The sequence below is a fragment of the Streptomyces decoyicus genome, from assembly GCF_019880305.1.
Taxonomy (GTDB): Bacteria; Actinomycetota; Actinomycetes; order Streptomycetales; family Streptomycetaceae; genus Streptomyces; species Streptomyces decoyicus.
The window spans coordinates 381,892-398,606 of sequence record NZ_CP082301.1 but is presented as its reverse complement, the minus strand read 5'-3'; the positions used below and the strand labels follow the sequence as shown (position 1 = coordinate 398,606).

Genomic DNA, 16,715 nt, shown 5'->3' with positions numbered 1-16,715 from the left:
GGCCGTGGGCGGTGAAATGGTCGGCGAACGCGGGGAGTTCGGTAGCGTTGCGGCCGAGGCGCTTCATCTCGTGGACGGCAAAGATGACGCGGAGTGTGGAGCGTGGGCCTCCATCTCGTGGGCAGCGGCGAGGTCCGCGGCCACCTCCTGGATACTGATCACCATGCGTACCGACTTTGATCCCGCTGCCATGTCCCGCAACGAGTTCTACAAGCTCCTGACCGCGGTGGTTGTCCCGCGTCCGATCGCCTGGGTGTCGACCATGTCCCACGACGGCACGCCCAACCTGGCACCGCACTCGTTCTTCACGATCGCCAGTGTCGCGCCGCCCGTGGTGCAGTTCAGCTCGGTCGGGCGCAAGGACACCCTTCGCAACATCGAGGCGACCGGGCAGTTCGTGGTCAACCTCGGATCGGAGGCCCTCTTTGAGCAGATCAATGACACGGGTACCGACTTCCCGCACGGGGTGAGTGAATTCGAGGCGGCCGCAATCGCTTCCGAGCCGGGTCTGCGGGTCAAGCCGCCGCGGGTGGCGGCCTCGCCGGTGGCGTTGGAGTGCGAGGTGCACAGCACGCTGGGCATCGGGGACTCCACCGTCGTGTTCGGGCGTGTGGTGCATGCCGTCGTATCGCAGGAAGTGCTGGTCGACGGGCACCCCGAGATCTCCAGGCTGAAGCCCCTGTCGCGGCTGGGGAAGGAGGAATGGGGGACGGTCGGCGGCGTGCGGGAGATCTCGCGCATTCGGCATGCGGACTGGCGGGGGCCGGCGGGCGGCCGGTAGGGGAACGGTTCCCGCAGAATCGGTGGGCTTGGGGCTTGGGGCTTGGGCTTGGGCCTGGGGCTTGGGCCGGGAGTCGGGACCGGGAGCCGGGCGGCGTGCGTGGCGCGTCACCTGCACTCCTCTTCCGCGTACGGTCGGTGTCTGAGCGATCACCTTCCGATTGTGTGTGGGGGCGTGGGAGGGGTGACGGTCACCCGCGAGGCTCGCGCGCAGCGGTGCGGGCCAGCAGTGGTGCGGGTGAGCGGCGGTTCGGGGCAGCAGCGTGATCCCTGGGCGGCGTGAAGTATGGGCCAGCCCGCGTGCAGGGGGCGACGGCCGGGGTCGGCCGGTCTGCCCGGGGGCCGTCCGTACCAGCGACGCCGGAGCTGCTGTTTCAGGGGTGTGAGTGCTGGCGGGCGGCGGAGCCACGGACCTGCAAGCCGTCGAGGAGTTCTTGGGTCGCGGCCGCCACGGCGTCCACGGCCTGGTCGAACACCTCGCGGTTGTGCGCGGCCGGGGCGCGGAATCCGGAGACCTTGCGGACGTACTGCAAGGCCGCGGCCCGGATGTCCTCGGCGCTGACCTCGGGGGTGGTGGGCGGACGGAGCGTCTTGATGCTGCGGCACATGAGTCCAGTCTGCCTCGCGGTGTGGCAGTTATCCCTCCAGACCGGTCACCCGCATCGTGATGTTGAGCCGCCCGCTGGTCAGGCCGGACGCCGGGTCGCCGGTACCCGGCCTGACCTTGGGCACGCCGTGGTACGCGAAGCGGGCGGGCCCGCCGAAGACGAAGAGATCACCGGAGGCCAGCTCGATGTCGGTGTACGGCTTGGTGCGGGTCTCGGTGTTGCCGAAGCGGAAGACGCAGGTGTCGCCGATGCTGAGGGATACCACCGGTGCGCCGGAGCGCTCCTCCTTGTCCTGGTGCATGCCGAGCTTCGCCTGGCCGTCATAGAAATTGATCAGCGCTGTGTCCGGCGTGTAGTCGTCGCCCGCGGCAGCGCCCTGATATGCCTCCACCAGCGCGCGACGGCCCAACTCGACCATCCAGCGCGGAAATTCGGCCACCCGGGCGCCGTTCACGTCGTCGGCGGTGCGGGTGTATGCGTACGGCTGCCAGTGCCAGCCGATGCACACGGTCTGGACGGACATCACACCGCCGCGCGGAAGCTTGGTGTGCCGGATCGGGGCCGGGCCGCGCGCCCAGTCGCGACAGGCGGTGACGAGCTCGCGCTGCTGGGCCGTGGTCAGCCAGCCGGGGAGATGGACGGCACCAGGGGCGATTTCTCGGCGGCCTGCGTGGGCATGGCCCTGGTCGGACGAGGTGGGGTGGAAGCGCCCGGCGGTATGAGGTCCGTCAGCTCCGTGGGGTCCGTCAGACCCTCCAGATCCTCTCGGGCCCGCAGGTTCCCCGAAACCTTCGAAGCCGGGAAGTGGCGTGCTCATGTGCTCCTGCCTTGCCTGATCGCTCGCTGCTTACAGCGTGCCACGGGGACGGGCCGTCGGCCGACGGGCAGGTAGTTGCTGGGTCACCCAGCTGCGGTCGACGGTCCAGATGCCGCCGTCCGCAGTGACACCGCGCATGCCGTGCAGCGTCGTCTGGCCGGCCAGGGCGGGGCCACGGGAGTCGCCGAGAGCCGCGAAGCCGTAGGTGCGTGCCGGGTCCCAGTCGGTGCTGTGGCGCAGCCGTCGGCTCATCTGCGCCCAGCCGAGAGGTGCGGCGGCCACCACCCAGGCATCAGGGGCCTCGGCCGTGAAGCGGTTGGCCGCCCGGAGCCAGGACGCGGCGGACTCCGGCCAGTCGACCACGGCGAGCACCGGCAGCCGCCCGAGAGCGCGCCAGGCTTCGGCGAACGCTGCCGCGGACGAACGTGACGCGGCGTCCCGGCTGTGCCCGACGACCACTGTGGCGATACGAGTGCCGGGTGCGGTCAACAGGGCGAGCAGGGCAGCAAGTTCGGCGTCGGAGTGCGGGGCGGGGGAGGGGAGGTCGCCGTACGCGGCCGCCTCCGCCGGGGAAATGAGGGGAGAGGCCATGGTCATGGGAGAGGTCATGGGAGGGGTCATGGGGGAAGGGATGTCCCGGGGGAGGGGCGGGGTATCAGATGAGTGTGGGCTGGAGTGCGCCCTCGTGCGTGAGCAGGGCGGTTTTGCGTTCGACGCCTGCTGCGTAGCCGCGCATCGTGCCATCCGCGCCGATCACGCGATGGCACGGGCGCAGAATCGGCAGCGGATTCGCGCCGATCGCGGCCCCTAGTGCTCGTACGTCGCTGCGCGGTACGCCGAGGGCCTCGGCCAGCCGCCCGTAGGTGGTCGTGGTGCCGTAGGGGATGGTCGCCAGCGACTGCCAGACGCGCTCCTGGAATTCCGTACCGGTCGTGCGGAACTCGAGCGCGAAGCGGGTGAGCTCGCCGCCGAAGTAGGCGCGGAGCTGGCGGACGGCCTCGGCGAAGGGCCGGGCGTCGCGATGCCAGTGCGGCTGCACGGTGGCGCCGCCCCGCTGCCGCGGCATGGAGAGGGAGGTCAGGGCGGTGCCGCCGGGCGCGGTGGGCGATTCTTCGCCGACGAGCAGCAGCTCACCCAGAGGGCTGTCGAGCGTGGTGTAGCTGGCGGTGGCGGTGGCGGTGGTGGAGGTGGTGGCGGTGGTGTTGGTCATGGTGCTTCCTCGTTCGTGTTCACTGCTTTCACTCTTCGAGTCTGCGGGGTCGTCCTCGCCTCGGCTGGCGGAAAACGGACGTCACGGTGGGTGCTGGTCGGTCCCAACCGCTGACCGCAGCCCGCCGGCCCGCCGGCACCCGGGGGTCACCCACTCCCCACCGACCGACCACCGATCAATCGCCCCCTCTCGCCCCTCTCGCCCCACTCGTGCGCCGGCCACCGGCGTGGTCCACCCGTCGCCCGGATAGCGGCCGACGCACCGATCACGTTCTGTGGGGGGAGAGCTACATGAGGTCGATCCGGAACACCTTGTCGGAGCCCGCCTCACCGTCGCCGTTGTTGTCGGCGTTGGTGGTCGTCAGCCATAGGGACTTCGTGCCGGGTACGGACTCGACCGTACGCAGTCGTCCGTAGTCGTTGGTGTAGTACGCCTTCGGGGTGCCCGCGGTGGTGCCGGCGACCGGGATGCGCCACAGCCGCTCGCCGCGCAGCGCGGCCATGTAGATCGCCCCGTCGGCGTAGGCGACCGCGCTGGGCGAGGCTTCCGCGACGGGCCACTGACGCTTGGGATCGGTCATCCCGGTGGTCGAGCATCCACCCTCGCATGCGGGCCAGCCGTAGTTCTTGCCCGGCTCGACGAGATTCAGCTCGTCGTACTTGCTGTCGCCCAACTCGCCTTCCCACAGACGGCCTTCGGCGTCCCAGGTGATGCCCTGAGGGTTGCGGTGGCCGTAGGAGTAGACCAGTGAGTGGAAAGGGTTCCCGGGGGCGGGCGTTCCGTCGGGAGCCATCCGCAGGATCTTGCCGTTGAGGGATGTCTTGTCCTGGGCGAGACCGGGCGACTGTGCGTCGCCCGTGGTGGCGTAAAGGTAGCCGTCGGGGCCGAATTTGATGCGCCCGCCGTTGTGGTACGTGCTCTTTTTGATGCCGTCGACCAGCACCTTGTAGTCGCTGAGGGCGCTGCCGTCGAAGGTCATGCGGGCTATGCGGTTGCCGTCGGCGGCGGTGTGCATCACGTACACGTAATGGTCGCTCTTCCAGGACGGCGATACGGCGATGCTCAACAGTCCCCCCTCGCCGCCCGTGGTGACGACGTTCGGGACCTCGCCGATCTGCCTCTTCGTACCGCCCTGGGTGAGCGTGTAGACCTTGAACGTGTCGCGCTCGGTGAGGAGGGCGGAGCCGTCCGGCAGCCAGCTCAGGCCCCAGGGGATGGACCAGCCCGACGAGACGGTCTTGGGGGAGCCGGGCTCGGAGGCGAGGGCCGGGTCCGGGCTCCCGGCGGTGTGGCTCGGACCGGCTATGCGGCTCGTACCGGCGGCGCGGCCTGTATCGGCGGTGTGGCTCGTACCGGCGGCATGGCCTGCGCCGGGGGCCGAGATGAGAACTCCGGCAGTCAGGGTGGCAGCGGCGGCCACGGTCCAAGTGGTGCGGCGCGCGGATCTGGTGCGCATGCGCATGGGGTCCTCCAGTCAGGACGATGCGACGAGGCGTTCCCTCGGGACGAGCATCACTAGCGTCGAGCTGACAGGAGAGATTCCTGTTGTATCGGCCCCGGAAACTACTGCGCCTCGGGGGGAGGGTCAAGGCTGGAGGGTGGGAAGTATCTGCCTTGTCTGCCAGGGGAGTTGATGCCAAGCGAAGGGGACTGTGGCCGGTTTGGGCGGCGATGGCCGGGCTGACGACGCCGCTGCGGACGGGGGGTGTCGGCGGCGGACTGGTCAGGGGAGGGGTACCGGCACACGCCAGGCGTAAAGGAGCGCTGAGCCGTATCTTCGACGCTCTCAAGGGTGGTAGTGCTCGACGACCTTTGTCGCTACGCCGCCCTCGAGGGTGACCCGGACCTCGAGCGAGTTCATCTTGGCCGCCTCCTCCAGCTGGGCCTCGGTGCACGGGGAGGTGCCGTAACCGCTTTCGTCCAGGGTGACATTGCCGTTCGACGCGCACATCGCGGCCGCGCCCAGGCTCTTGGTCTGTGAGTCGACGAAGAACCCCTGCTCGGGTCCGGAGTCCGGAGCCACGGTCATCTTGCCGGGAGCCAGGTACTTGAGGACGCCGTTCCAGGTGCCGCTCACACCCTTGCCCCGGGACGCAGACCCGGACCCGGCCGCCGAGCTGCCACCTGCGTCCGTGCCGCCCGTGCGGTCGGAGCCGCCCGCACGGTTGCCACCCTTCGTCCCGCCGTCGCGATCCGTTTTGTCGTCACTCGCCCCGCCGCCGGCACCGCCGGTCTTCCCGGTCGCAGACGGCTTCTGGCTCGGCGTCGACTTGTCCGTGGCGGCTGGTTCGTCCGCAACATCGCCCAGGGCCGCTGCCTCGTCCGCCAGGCGCGAAGGGTCGGGGGTCGACGAGACCTTGGTGCTCGCCTTCGTGCCGTCACCGCCGCTGCCGCAGGCGGTCAACGAGAGTGCGGCCACGGCAACCAGCGAAGCGGCGGCGACCCGGCGCCCTCGGCGTAAGGCGGAGCCGGCGGTGGGGGCGGACACGATGGCGCTGTGGGCGTCTGCATCGACGTCGGAGGCCTTCTTCCAGGACATGAAACCCCTTTATGTGCAAGGTGCCGCACAGCTTCTCTGGGGAATGCGCCGTTGCCACGTAGGAGCCGGCGTTGGCGTGTGCGTGTGCGTGGTTGGCTTTGGGCCACGACCGTTGGGTGCGGCCTTCGTTCCGCGTTCGTGAGCGGTACGAGCGCCAGCTTGGCGCCGGCCCCTGCCGATCTACTAACGCACCACTAACGCAGCATTCGCAGCCGCTTGTTCACCGCAAGCCGACCCTGGAGCGTTGGGCTGTCGCAGACGCTGTCCAGGCGGGAGGCGGGAGGCGGGAGGCGGGAGGCGGGACGCGGGAGGCGGGAGGCGGGAGGCGGGAGGCGGGACGCGGCACGAAGGCCGGGCGCGGGCCGTTGCGTTGACCGTGCGCGGACCTACGCCGCCTCGACAACCTCCGTGACCTCCGAGCGCACCGCCAACGTCCAGATCTCCAGCAGCACCGCATACTCCGCCATGTCCTGAGCCGACCACGCCACGCCGCGGCGGGCGCGCACAAATCGCCGGATCGATTCGTTCGCCTCGGAAGCAGGAACGGGCGCCCCCGTAGGGGCAGAAGGAGTTGGGGACATATGAGCCATGCTAGGGGCAGACACTGACAACGCGGCCCCGCTCGCGGCCTCCCGACGGATGCAGCCGGTGCCCCGGCCGACGTCCCTACGCCATCTCAACTTCCTGACCAGCAGAGACAGTCGGCCCGTCGCGCGGCCTTTGCTGCCTGCATGTGTCCATTCCCACACGCTCCGCGGTCACTCGCGGTCACTCACAGGCGGGAGCCCTGGCCCCGGCGCCAGGTTTGTATCGCGGGCCCGGTAGCCCGGCAGCCCGGTAGCCGGGCAGCCAGGCAAGCCCTGCTCCCGCTTCCTCCTCCGTCCTTCACTTCCTCCGTCCTTCAATGGAGGAAGGGGCAGAAGGGGTTACCAGGGCCGGGTTCGACATCGACCAGATCGACCCAGGCCCGTACGTCGAGGTGTGGGCCACTCGTTGATCGCGAGGTGTCTGGTCATCCGCCCTACCGAAGAGCGCGGGGCCAGGAAGGAGGAGGTCCTGGCGGTGAGGGCCGAGTTCGATCCCAAGGCCAGCCGCATCACCGTTTCCAAGTGTGTACTGGCGCACGAACTTGACGATGCGCCAACTCGTTCCACTGTTGGGCGTCTCGAAATCTGCAGCCGACCGGATCATTGACCATCTCGGCCCGCTTCTCCCGCTTCAGCCCCGACAGCGTTCCGCCAAGGGCACCGTCCTCATCGTGGACGGCACTCTGGTGCCCACTCGCGACCAGGCGATCGCCGGGCAGTCCAAGAATTACCGGTACTCCACCAACCACCAAGTCGTCGTCGACGCCGGCACAGGCATTGTCGTTGTGGTCGGCCAGCCACTGCCGAGCAACCGCAACGACTGCAGAGCCTGGGAGGAATCGGGAGCGAAGGCCCGCTGTCGGCACGACCACGACGATCGCCGACGGCGGCAATCTAGGAACCGGACTCGTGATGCCGCACCGCCGCCGGGCTGGCGAGGAACTGCCCGACCGGAAACAGGAACACAACCGCTCCCACCAGCAGATACGCGCCCGCGTCGAGCACACCTTCGCCCGTATGAAGACCTGGACGATCCTCCGCGACGGTCGCCTCAAGGGCGACGGCGTCCGCCACGCCATGCTCGACGTCGCCCGCCTGCACAACCTTGACCTCTCCAGATAGGTCGGCCGTCACACCGCGACCGGTCCCCACTCATCCGAAGATTATTGCGGGACAAGCCTTGGCCAATGCAGTGGCCGGCCATACGGCGGCCGGGCAATTGCCGTGTCCCGTTCGAGGCCGACGAAGATGGCGCGGGGCTGGGTGGTGGCTGGCCGGTGACTGGGCGGTGGCTGCGCGGACGATACTCCGATCGGGTGATACCGTTCTGGGCTCTCGCGGCTGGCGCCGACCGCCCGTACCTTCCGCCGCGGCCGGTGGCGACGGCCCGCACCCGCTTCGTCGCATGCGTGTGCGGCCGCGACCTCACCCCTTCTCGGGCGGGATGGCTCGCCATGAGCACCTCGCCGAGTTCCGCGGGGCCCGCCGTTGTCAGTGGTGCCCCGTACGGTGGCTCCCGTAACTATCCGAGCTGCTGGCGCTACTCGGACCGGCCCCGCTCCTGTGACAGCGCACGGGAGCGGGGCCACACATCCGCCCCGTATTCCTGCCGCTGCGCGAAGCCATCCTGCACCGCCCTGCACCGCCCTGCACTGCACTGCACTGCACTGCACTGCACTGCAGAGAATGCGCCCCGCATCCCAGCTCATGGAATTCCCTGAGCGTCTCGCCCAGGCCGCACGGTCGAGTCGTGGCCCGCCGAGGCCGCCCGGCGCGGGCAGTGCAGTCAATGCACTCAATGCAGGCAGTGCAGGCAGTGCAGGCAGTGCAGGCAGTGCAGGCAGTCCAAACAGTGCAGGCCACGCTGGGCCAGTCGATCGCCCGCCGAGGGGCGAGCCCAGCCGGCCGGCCTCCTGGGCGGGCAGCTCGGCTACGCCCGCCCGGCGGCATACATCCGCCAGGCGACGAAGCAACCGTCCGGGTCCTCCTCAGGCGCGCCGGGCCCGTGTGGGCGACGATGGAAGAGCCGAGGTGCAGCGGCGCGCGTACAGGGGCGGTGGGGGACGCCTGGAGCACCTGCCGAGTCTTGTCGGAGGCACCGATGGATTATCCGGAAAGCTATGAGCTGGTATTTCAAGCTCCTGCGGTCGAGGACGACGTAGTGATCGTCCGTCGTACCGAGCGGGCCGGAGCGGGCGGCTATCCCGTCTACGAGGACGAATCGGGGATCGTGCGCGCGGAAATCAGCGACCGGGGAGAGGTCCGCATGCTGGCCAGCGGGGGACATCAGATGCTCCGGACGCCGCTGCTGGCGCGACCTCTCACGCCGTGAGGGAATTCCGGCGTCTCGTCCGGCAGCGTTGCACGGGCAATTGCCCTCACGTTGTGTATGCGCTTGTTTGCGCTGTGTGTATTTCCGGGGGTGGGAATCACTGATCAGCTATCTCGATCAGCACAGGCGGGTAGCTGGATCCGCCCGTCAGGTGCCACTCCGTCGCCCCACGCCTGCACGGTTATCAGAGCCCGCGCAGATGATTTCGCCTTTTGGGTGTCCGTCGACCGTCGGGCGTGGTGGCGTTCTCGCCGCCCGCATTGCTCTCGCCGTGTGCGCTGTCCACGTCGGCCGCGTTGGCCTCACCGTTCTCGTCCGACGCGGGACCAGGATCGGGGTCGGTGTGGGGCTCGGATTGCGACCCGGAGGTGGTGGTCCGGCCTTCGAGGGCGGCCATGGCGCGTTCGAGCGTCTCACCGGTGACCTGCATCCGGATCCTGGCCAGTCGTTCTAACTCGGTACGCGACACCACGTCAGCGTACCTGCCGCGAGTTCAAACCTCGGCATGACCCAAGAATCCGTGACGATGGGGGAGTTGGCGGTCGCATTGCGCTCAACCCGGGCGATCCTAGAGGCTCCACCTTACGGTTCGTTCGCGCGAGGCTGGTCGGCACGGCAGTTGATCAGCGCTCCGTCCAGGAACCGCTCGTTGCCGGGCGTCATGCGGGGCGGGACGTCGCTGCCGGTAGTGGGGGATTAATGTGTGGCAGCGGTTCGCGGCCGGCTGCTTGGATGCGCGGTGTGACTTCTGTAGATCTTGATGATCGTCGTGAATTGCTGGACCAGCTCGAGGCGTACTACGACGCTGCCCCCCGCTCCGGCGCCCAGGCCGAGGACTTCGGGGCGTTGACGCTGTTCGTCCGGGAGGGGCAGGGGTGGCCCTTCTACGCACGCCCGACCCTGGGGCGGGAAGGAGCGGTGAGTGCTGACGAGGTGGCCCGAGTGCGCGCTCGGCAGCGGGAGTTGGGTCTCCCGGAGAGTTTCGAGTGGGTTGCCGAGACCGCGCCCACGCTGAAGGCCGCGGTCGAGCAGACGGGGCTTGCGGTGCACGCGCATCCCTTGATGGTGCTGGGCCCGGACGCCCCGACCCCCGAGGTGCCCGAGGTGGCCGACGGTGTGGTGCTGCGGACCGTCGGGCCGGACGACCCTGTGCTGCCCGCCGCGCTGACCGTCCCTCACCTGGCCTTCGCCGACCCTGGGACCGGTGTGGGTGTGGCAGGGGTGGCGGAATTGGACGAGGCGGTGCGGAACAGCGCCGGTGACGGGTCGGTGGAACGCTCGGCCGCACGTATTCGGGCCGGTCTGACGTGTGTCGCCGCCGCGGTGGAGGACGGCACCGCGCTGTGCGCCGGTCAGCACCAGCCGGTCGGGAAGGTCAGCGAGATCGTCGGAGTGGGAACGCTGCCGACCGCGCGCCGCCGTGGTCTCGGGCTCGCCGTCACCGCGGCGCTGGTGGCGGACGCACGATCGCGAGGTGTCGAGACGCTCTTCCTGTCCGCGGGCGACGACGATGTCGCACGGATCTACGCCCGGCTCGGCTTCCGCTCCGTGGCCACCGCACTGATCGCGGAGCCCGTCGAGTAGCGGCTCGCGGGGCCCGTAACCCGTGATGCGCGATGGCATTGCGGGTTACGGGTTACGGGTTTACGGGTTACGGGGCGTCGGCGAGTGCGCGTGTGACGGCTGCTTCGGCGTGCAGCCGGGTGGTGGGGAAGACCGGGACCGGGCTGTGCTCCGGCTCGATGAGCAGCTCGATCTCGGTGCAGCCCAGTACGATGCCCTCGGCTCCGGCGGTGACGAGATCACTGATGACGGCCATGTATGCCTGCCGGGATGTCTCGTGGACGATGCCCTGGCACAGCTCCTCGTAGATCACGCGGTGGACGGTTCCCCGCCCCGCGGCGTCCGGGACGAGGACGTCCAGACCGTGGCTTTCGAGTCGCCCGCGGTAGAAGTCCTGCTCCATGGTGAAGGCGGTGCCCAGCAATCCGACGCGACGCAGGCCGCTGGAGCGTACGGCGTCCGCTGTGGTGTCGGCGAGATGCACCAACGGGACGGTCACGGCGGCGGATATCTCATCGGCGACCTTGTGCATGGTGTTGGTGCAGAGCAACAGCATGTCCGCGCCGGCCGATTCCAGCGCCCTGGCGGCTTCGGCGAGCACCTGGGCGGCCTGTTCCCAGCGTCCTTCGACCTGGAGGCGTTCGATCTCTGCGAAGTCCACGGAGTAGAGCACACACTTCGAGGGGTGCAGGCCGCCCAGCCGCTCGCGCGTCAACTGGTTCAGCAGCCGGTAGTACTCCGCCGTGGACTCCCAGCTCATGCCTCCGAGCAACCCGATCGTTTTCATCGGGCCACCTTCGCACAGGACGCGGGCCGTTGCGTCAGCACTCCGGGGTCGTGGCCGGACTCGCCGTCGTCCCGGTCTCTCGCGGTGGCTTGACGACGACCGCTCCGCGGGGGATGTCATGCCTCTCCGGGGAGGGGGAATGGGGCGGTGCGCTGGGGCGGTGCACTGGGGCGGTGCACTGGGGCGGTGCATTGGTATGGACATGTTCAACGCGCTGCCCATAACCTGACGTTGGTCTAGACCGCAGCTCGTTACGGTCTCAGTCCGTCGCAGCTGAGTCGTGCCCGTACCTGTCCATGAATGTGCCGCTTGGTCGATCCGTGCTCCCACGCCGCTCGTACCGCGGGGAAGGGATTGATTCGTTGCCGACGCACGTTGACGCACGTCGACGCACGTCAACTCGCGAGCCCAGTAAGGCGATTAGCTCAGTCGGCACTTCCCCCCACATGCAGTGGCCGCTCCTGTCGGAGGCGTGCCGCGCGAAGGAGTCACCGCACATGAGATCGCGTATTGCCGCGCTGTTGGGCGCCACCGCCATAGCCGCAAGCGTGGCCCTCGTCGGACCCACGATGCCCGCGGCCGCCACCTCGGCCTGCTCCGGCTGCGCCGTGACCCCGGCCGGAAATGACACCCGCGCCGAGGGATTCGTCGTCAGCGAGGCCCAGTTCAACCAGATGTTCCCGAACCGGAATTCGTTCTACACCTACAGCGGCCTGACCGCGGCTCTCAGTGCCTATCCGGAGTTCGCGAACACCGGGAGCGACACCGTGAAGCGGCAGGAGGCCGCGGCCTTCCTCGCGAACGTCAGCCACGAGACCGGTGGCCTCGTCCACGTCGTGGAGCAGAACACCGGGAACTACCCCCACTACTGCGATGCCAGCCAGCCGTACGGGTGCCCGGCAGGACAGGCCGCCTACTACGGCCGTGGCCCGATACAGCTCAGCTGGAACTTCAACTACAAGGCGGCGGGCGATGCGCTCGGCATCGACCTGCTGAACAACCCCTACCTGGTGGAGCGGGATGCCGCCGTCGCCTGGAAGACCGCCCTTTGGTACTGGAACACGCAAACCGGGCCGGGCACCATGACCCCGCACCACGCCATGGTCAGCGGCGCCGGGTTCGGTGAGACCATCCGCAGCATCAACGGTTCCCTGGAGTGCAACGGCGGCAACCCCGGCCAGGTACAGAGCAGGATCAACAGCTACCAGAGCTTTGTGCAGATCCTGGGGACCACGCCTGGCGGCAACTTGAGCTGCTGACGAGGGAGTGTCCGGGTGTGGCCGGCACCGGGCGGCCCCTGACGCCGCGAGCGGTGGTGGGTGGCGCGTCCGGCCGGCCGGTCGTTCCGGTGCACCGGGAGTGTTCCGTTCCCCGGTTGAGCATTCCGGTGCACTGGACGGGGCCGGGTCGAGGCAGACATCCATGGCCAGGCCAGGCCGGGCCGGGCCGGGCCGGGGCAGCGCAGGCCGTCGCCAGGAGCGTTGCGCCTGGTAGGGGCGTCAGCAACGAGCGTGGGCGGTGATGTCGGCGTCGAATTCGTCGATCATCGCGGGGGTGACGGTCGGCCGGCACTGGGCGATGGCGGCGAGATAGTCCTCGGTGCTCGCCCCGAGCCGCCCGTGCGCACCCGCGCCGACGCCGATCGCCTCCAGATCCCGCTCGAAGGAAGTCTGGGCGGCCACCCGAGCGGCGTGTTCGATGTCGGCCGGGGTGAACAAGTCACTGGCCGCCACCAGCGCTGCCACATCCACATCGGCCCGGCCGTCCGTGTACCGGGACCAGATGGCCGCCCGGGCCGCTGTGTCCGGCGTACCGATCGGGATCAAGTAGTCGAACCGGCCGGGGCGCAGGAAGGCCGGGTCGAGCGAGCGGATGGAGTTGGTCGCGCACACCAGCAGCCGTTCGTCCCGCTCCCGGAAACCGGGTATCAGCTTGAGCAGCTCATTGGTCACGCCGTGCAGCCCGCCCGGCTGCGCGGGCTCGCTACGGAGCGGCGCGATCTCCTCGACCTCGTCGATGAAGACGAGGACCCGCTCCAGTTCCGCGATCCGGGCGAACGCGCTGCGCAGGGCCGCCGCCAGATTTCCCTCGTCGGCCAGCCGGGACGGCAGGAGCTCGACGAACGGCCAGCCGAGCCTGGCGGCGATACCACGGGCGAAGGTGGTCTTCCCGGTTCCCGGCGGACCGAACAGGGCGATCGCCCGCGGCGGCCTGACCCCGTGCCGGGCGGCGCGCTCCGGCTCCGCCAGCGGCAGCACGACACGCCGCTCGATGAGGTCCTTCTCCGCCTCCATGCCGGCCACCTTGGCCCACAGGTCGGTGGGCAGGAACCGCCCGCCGAGGTCCTCCAGGAGGCTGGCCGCCGGTCCGTGATGCGGCTCGACCTTCTCGAAGTAGGCCACGGCAGGCTGCCGGGTATAGCCGGCGTTGAGCAGTCCCTCCCCGAGAAGATCTTCCTCGGGGAGCACATAGGCGATACGGCTCACCCGGGCGGCGATCAGCCGCCGCTCCAGCTCCACCAGCAGCGCACTCGCCAGCCCCCGGCCGCGCCAGGCCGAAGAGATCGCGATCCGCATCACCCAGCCCCGCTCACCTGCGACACACGCGAGTGCCGCCCCGATGGGCGCACCCTGGTGGACGGCCACCACGGCCGGCTGCCGAGAGGTCAGCGCGCTGATGCACTCGGCGAGCGAGAAGACGGACTCCTGCCCGAGCTCGGCCGTGGAGTCGATCAGGTGGACCACTTCGGCGAGATCGTTCTCGCGGTAGTCGTGGATGAGCCAGTTCACCGGTACCGCCCCTCGTTGGTGATGTTGGTGATGTGGTGGCAGTGAGGCTAGGGGTGGCGGCGGAGCGGGGCCCGCTCCATCGTGAACAATCCGGGACGCAGATCGCTACGGTCCGTACGTAGCCAGATCCGCCACAGCCGCGGTCGGACCGCGGCGCGCCTCACTCGAGCTGCCAGGCGGGACGTTGCGGACACGCCCTGGGGCCGGTCCGGCGGAGCACGGTCGGACGTGGGGCAACCCGGGCCTGGTTCTCCCTCTGTGACCGGCCACAATGCGCTGGCCGGCCCGTCCCGCACGATGGCATGCTGTCCGGCGTGAACGGTCCTGAGATTCATGTCAGCTTCGCCCCTGAGCTGCATCTTTTCGTCGCGTCGGAGCACACCACCACCGCCCCTGCGCCCGTGGTGACCGACGGGGCATCGACGCTCGGCCATGTCGTCGAGTCGCTCGGCGTTCCGCTCACCGAGGTCGGGCGTGTCGTCGTGAACGGTGCGGAGGTTCCCGTCGCCCATGTCCCCGGGGCGGGCGAGACCATCGAGGTGCAGGCCGTCGAGCGCCCGCAGCGGGTCCCCGGCGCCCCCCTGCGCTTCCTGCTCGATGTGCATCTCGGCACCCTTGCCCGCAGGCTGCGGCTGCTCGGCGTCGACGCGGCGTACACGAACGAGGACCCCGGCGACGCGGCGCTGGCCGCGCTCTCGGCGAAAGAGCGACGAGTGCTGCTCTCCCGGGACCGGGGGCTGCTGCGACGCCGGGAGATCTGGGCGGGCGCTTTCGTCTACAGCGACCGGCCCGAGGACCAACTCCGGGACGTACTGGGCCGCTTCGCTCCCGCACTCGCCCCGTGGACGCGGTGCACCGCCTGCAACGGCCGGCTGGCCGACGCCGACAAGAACTCGGTCCGGGAGCACCTCGAGCACGGCACTCAGCGCACGTATGACGTCTTCGCGCAGTGCACTGCCTGCGGGCGCGTCTACTGGCGGGGGGCGCACCATGCGCGCCTGGAGGCAATCGTCGAAGAGGCACTCCGGGACAGCGCCACCTGAGGTGAGGTCAGGCGAGGGGAGGTCCGGCCCTCGATGCATTCAGGAGGAACAGAGACCGCCTGCGGGGTCGGCCCCACGGGCGTACGGCTTCCGCAATTCGGGTGGGTGGGAGCACTCGTGATGTCCGGCTGAACGAGGCGCCGGGAAAAGGCTGTTGAGAAACTCCGGGGGGCGATGGGTTTATTTCGCCGGCGGTCTCGGAAGGTGGCCCGGCCCCGAGGTCGGTACTCAGCCGGCATCTCTCAGAATTCCGGCGTGGAGCTACCGGGGAGCAGCGTCCCACCGTTTCCGCTTCGACCGGTTCCGCGCGGGTGGTGGTCCGCTGAACGGACCGTTGCTGTACGGGAGTTCGGCGCAATTCGTGCACTTCCCGCGCTACGGAGTGACAGCAGCCCGCCAGAGCCGCCATCGCAAGGCGCAGGGAGGGGCCCGTGGGTTTCGCCCGCATCAATCGCGTCGAGTTCCCCCTCGATATGCGCTCGCCGACCGGCCCTCGTCCTGGCATGGGCACGGGGCTGTCGCACCCTCGGCGTGTCGCGGAAAGGGCCGTTCGTCGCGCTCGTTCAAGGCTGAATTGCACCGCCGTGGAGGGCTGCGAAAGCGCCTCTAGCCCACTCGTTGCGCGACACGCCGACGACGCGCGCCATCCAATGGGTGAATCCACCGCCTTCGGCCACCCGAAGAGCCCATGGTGTCCCTCGAATGCGACGTTCTCCGGTGGTGCGAGGCCGCGATCCGGCTGACGGTGATCACGTCGCCACTGCGATCCGATGAGCCGACAAAGAGTCAGCCTTCGCAGTCGCGCCGAAAGGAACATGTCCCCATGCGCACTGCTCGCACCCTGTTCGCCTCAGCCGCCATTACGGCGGTGCTTGCCATCTCCGCTCCCGCTGCGAACGCCATGATCACGGCGGACATTGCCTCGGACAGCGCTTCTTCCGTCAGCAACAACGACCACGACAGGAACGGCGACCGCGACCGTGACCACGGGCGGGACAACGGCCGTGACCACGGACGTGACAACGGCCGTGGTGACCACCGCCGTGACAACTGCCGTGACAACGGTCGCGGCGGGTACGGCCGTGACAACGGCCGTGACAACGGCCGCGACAACGGACGTGACCGTGGCAACGGCCACGACAACGGCCGCGACAACGGACGTGACAACGGCCGCGACCACGGCCACGGTGGGTACGGCGACCGCGACCACGGCCACTGGGGTGACAACTGCGACCGGAGGCCGAGCGGCGGTATGCACACCGGTGGCGGCGCCATGGCCAAGACCGTGCTCGCCGACTGGGACCAGAGCAGCGGCTACGGAGACGACCACGACAAGCACGGGCGCGGCGGCGACCGCGACCGTGACCACGGCCGCGGCGGGTACGGCGACCGCGACCACGGCCGTGACCACGGCGGCTACGGCGACCGTGACCACGGTGGCTACGGCGACCGTGACCACGGTGGCTACGGCGAGCACCGCAAGCCTCACGGCGGCATCCACACCGGTGGTGGCGGCCTGGCGACCGGTGGCGGTCTGGCTGCCGGTTCGGTGCTGATGCTCGGTGGCCTCGGCGCCGGTGCGTACATGCTGCGTCGTCGCAACACCTCGGGCGCTGCGGCGGCCTGATCCGGCTGCCCCATGCGGGAGCCGCTGTGCTGT

The 16,715-nt window shown here is 69.4% G+C and carries 16 protein-coding genes and 1 pseudogene; 7 read left to right on the top strand and 10 right to left on the bottom strand.

What is annotated here, in order from left to right; all coding sequences use genetic code 11:
• Positions 1-163 precede the first annotated feature (163 nt).
• Positions 164-781 (top strand): flavin reductase family protein, encoded by a 618-nt coding sequence (locus tag K7C20_RS01790; RefSeq protein WP_030076028.1) that lies wholly within the window; start codon positions 164-166, stop codon positions 779-781.
• A gap of 373 nt (positions 782-1,154) precedes the next feature.
• On the opposite strand, the gene K7C20_RS01785 is transcribed toward K7C20_RS01790, so the two are convergent.
• From K7C20_RS01785 to K7C20_RS01755, 7 genes are all read right to left on the bottom strand, one after another.
• Positions 1,155-1,388, bottom strand: coding sequence for a DUF2277 domain-containing protein (locus K7C20_RS01785; protein ID WP_053210089.1), 234 nt, complete (start codon positions 1,386-1,388; stop codon positions 1,155-1,157).
• 28 nt (positions 1,389-1,416) lie between these two features.
• Entirely contained in the window at positions 1,417-2,205 is a 789-nt protein-coding gene (locus K7C20_RS01780) for an alpha-ketoglutarate-dependent dioxygenase AlkB family protein (protein WP_409351295.1), read from the bottom strand.
• Positions 2,206-2,235: 30 nt separating this feature from the next.
• The gene (locus tag K7C20_RS01775) at positions 2,236-2,814 is read right to left on the bottom strand and encodes a hypothetical protein (protein WP_209444008.1); all 579 of its coding nucleotides are present in this window, start codon (positions 2,812-2,814) and stop codon (positions 2,236-2,238) included.
• A gap of 46 nt (positions 2,815-2,860) precedes the next feature.
• A complete protein-coding gene (locus tag K7C20_RS01770; protein ID WP_048828732.1) occupies positions 2,861-3,415 on the bottom strand; it encodes a methylated-DNA--[protein]-cysteine S-methyltransferase in 555 nt (184 codons plus the stop codon).
• A 286-nt stretch (positions 3,416-3,701) separates the two neighbouring features.
• Positions 3,702-4,871 (bottom strand): PQQ-dependent sugar dehydrogenase, encoded by a 1,170-nt coding sequence (locus K7C20_RS01765; RefSeq protein ID WP_030076022.1) that lies wholly within the window; start codon positions 4,869-4,871, stop codon positions 3,702-3,704.
• Between the two features lie 330 nt (positions 4,872-5,201).
• Positions 5,202-5,954: a hypothetical protein gene (locus tag K7C20_RS01760; RefSeq protein WP_048828731.1), complete on the bottom strand. Its 753-nt coding sequence runs from the start codon at positions 5,952-5,954 to the stop codon at positions 5,202-5,204.
• 386 nt (positions 5,955-6,340) lie between these two features.
• Positions 6,341-6,535, bottom strand: coding sequence for a hypothetical protein (locus K7C20_RS01755; RefSeq protein WP_150127259.1), 195 nt, complete (start codon positions 6,533-6,535; stop codon positions 6,341-6,343).
• A gap of 530 nt (positions 6,536-7,065) precedes the next feature.
• Here K7C20_RS01755 and K7C20_RS01750 point away from each other — a divergent pair.
• Positions 7,066-7,663: pseudogene (locus K7C20_RS01750) on the top strand (transposase); the annotation flags it as partial.
• A gap of 979 nt (positions 7,664-8,642) precedes the next feature.
• Positions 8,643-8,873, top strand: coding sequence for a DUF6296 family protein (locus K7C20_RS01745; RefSeq protein ID WP_030074926.1), 231 nt, complete (start codon positions 8,643-8,645; stop codon positions 8,871-8,873).
• Positions 8,874-9,057: 184 nt separating this feature from the next.
• On the opposite strand, the gene K7C20_RS01740 is transcribed toward K7C20_RS01745, so the two are convergent.
• Positions 9,058-9,342 carry a hypothetical protein gene (locus K7C20_RS01740; RefSeq protein WP_150127260.1) on the bottom strand — a complete coding sequence of 95 codons (285 nt, stop codon included), beginning with the start codon at positions 9,340-9,342 and terminating at the stop codon, positions 9,058-9,060.
• A gap of 263 nt (positions 9,343-9,605) precedes the next feature.
• Between K7C20_RS01740 and K7C20_RS01735 the strand changes: the two genes are divergently transcribed.
• The gene (locus tag K7C20_RS01735; RefSeq protein ID WP_048828491.1) at positions 9,606-10,457 is read left to right on the top strand and encodes a GNAT family N-acetyltransferase; all 852 of its coding nucleotides are present in this window, start codon (positions 9,606-9,608) and stop codon (positions 10,455-10,457) included.
• A gap of 67 nt (positions 10,458-10,524) precedes the next feature.
• Here K7C20_RS01735 and K7C20_RS01730 read toward each other — a convergent pair whose 3' ends face one another.
• Positions 10,525-11,223 carry an aspartate/glutamate racemase family protein gene (locus K7C20_RS01730; protein WP_030074929.1) on the bottom strand — a complete coding sequence of 233 codons (699 nt, stop codon included), beginning with the start codon at positions 11,221-11,223 and terminating at the stop codon, positions 10,525-10,527.
• Between the two features lie 497 nt (positions 11,224-11,720).
• On the opposite strand from K7C20_RS01730, the gene K7C20_RS01725 reads away from it, so the two are divergent.
• Positions 11,721-12,482: a chitinase gene (locus K7C20_RS01725; RefSeq protein WP_030074930.1), complete on the top strand. Its 762-nt coding sequence runs from the start codon at positions 11,721-11,723 to the stop codon at positions 12,480-12,482.
• 240 nt (positions 12,483-12,722) lie between these two features.
• On the opposite strand, the gene K7C20_RS01720 is transcribed toward K7C20_RS01725, so the two are convergent.
• Complete coding sequence (locus tag K7C20_RS01720) at positions 12,723-14,012, bottom strand: ATP-binding protein (RefSeq protein WP_053209457.1); 1,290 nt, start codon at positions 14,010-14,012, stop codon at positions 12,723-12,725.
• Between the two features lie 314 nt (positions 14,013-14,326).
• Between K7C20_RS01720 and K7C20_RS01715 the strand changes: the two genes are divergently transcribed.
• Together K7C20_RS01715 and K7C20_RS01710 are read left to right on the top strand one after the other, a co-directional pair.
• Positions 14,327-15,055 (top strand): Mut7-C RNAse domain-containing protein, encoded by a 729-nt coding sequence (locus K7C20_RS01715; protein WP_030074932.1) that lies wholly within the window; start codon positions 14,327-14,329, stop codon positions 15,053-15,055.
• Between the two features lie 823 nt (positions 15,056-15,878).
• Positions 15,879-16,682, top strand: coding sequence for a hypothetical protein (locus K7C20_RS01710; protein WP_053209458.1), 804 nt, complete (start codon positions 15,879-15,881; stop codon positions 16,680-16,682).
• Positions 16,683-16,715: the final 33 nt, after the last annotated feature.

What these genes read in the sequence shown, in the direction of transcription:
- K7C20_RS01775 (WP_209444008.1), bottom strand. Translation starts at nt 2,814, where the DNA reads ATGACCTCTCCCATGACCATGGCCTCTCCCCTCATTTCCCCGGCGGAG.
- K7C20_RS01770 (WP_048828732.1), bottom strand. Translation starts at nt 3,415, where the DNA reads ATGACCAACACCACCGCCACCACCTCCACCACCGCCACCGCCACCGCC.
- K7C20_RS01760 (WP_048828731.1), bottom strand. Translation starts at nt 5,954, where the DNA reads ATGTCCTGGAAGAAGGCCTCCGACGTCGATGCAGACGCCCACAGCGCC.
- K7C20_RS01735 (WP_048828491.1), top strand. Translation starts at nt 9,606, where the DNA reads ATGCGCGGTGTGACTTCTGTAGATCTTGATGATCGTCGTGAATTGCTG.
- K7C20_RS01755 (WP_150127259.1), bottom strand. Translation starts at nt 6,535, where the DNA reads ATGTCCCCAACTCCTTCTGCCCCTACGGGGGCGCCCGTTCCTGCTTCC.
- K7C20_RS01785 (WP_053210089.1), bottom strand. Translation starts at nt 1,388, where the DNA reads ATGTGCCGCAGCATCAAGACGCTCCGTCCGCCCACCACCCCCGAGGTC.
- K7C20_RS01745 (WP_030074926.1), top strand. Translation starts at nt 8,643, where the DNA reads ATGGATTATCCGGAAAGCTATGAGCTGGTATTTCAAGCTCCTGCGGTC.
- K7C20_RS01730 (WP_030074929.1), bottom strand. Translation starts at nt 11,223, where the DNA reads ATGAAAACGATCGGGTTGCTCGGAGGCATGAGCTGGGAGTCCACGGCG.
- K7C20_RS01765 (WP_030076022.1), bottom strand. Translation starts at nt 4,871, where the DNA reads ATGCGCACCAGATCCGCGCGCCGCACCACTTGGACCGTGGCCGCCGCT.
- K7C20_RS01790 (WP_030076028.1), top strand. Translation starts at nt 164, where the DNA reads ATGCGTACCGACTTTGATCCCGCTGCCATGTCCCGCAACGAGTTCTAC.
- K7C20_RS01710 (WP_053209458.1), top strand. Translation starts at nt 15,879, where the DNA reads ATGCGCACTGCTCGCACCCTGTTCGCCTCAGCCGCCATTACGGCGGTG.
- K7C20_RS01725 (WP_030074930.1), top strand. Translation starts at nt 11,721, where the DNA reads ATGAGATCGCGTATTGCCGCGCTGTTGGGCGCCACCGCCATAGCCGCA.
- K7C20_RS01780 (WP_409351295.1), bottom strand. Translation starts at nt 2,205, where the DNA reads ATGAGCACGCCACTTCCCGGCTTCGAAGGTTTCGGGGAACCTGCGGGC.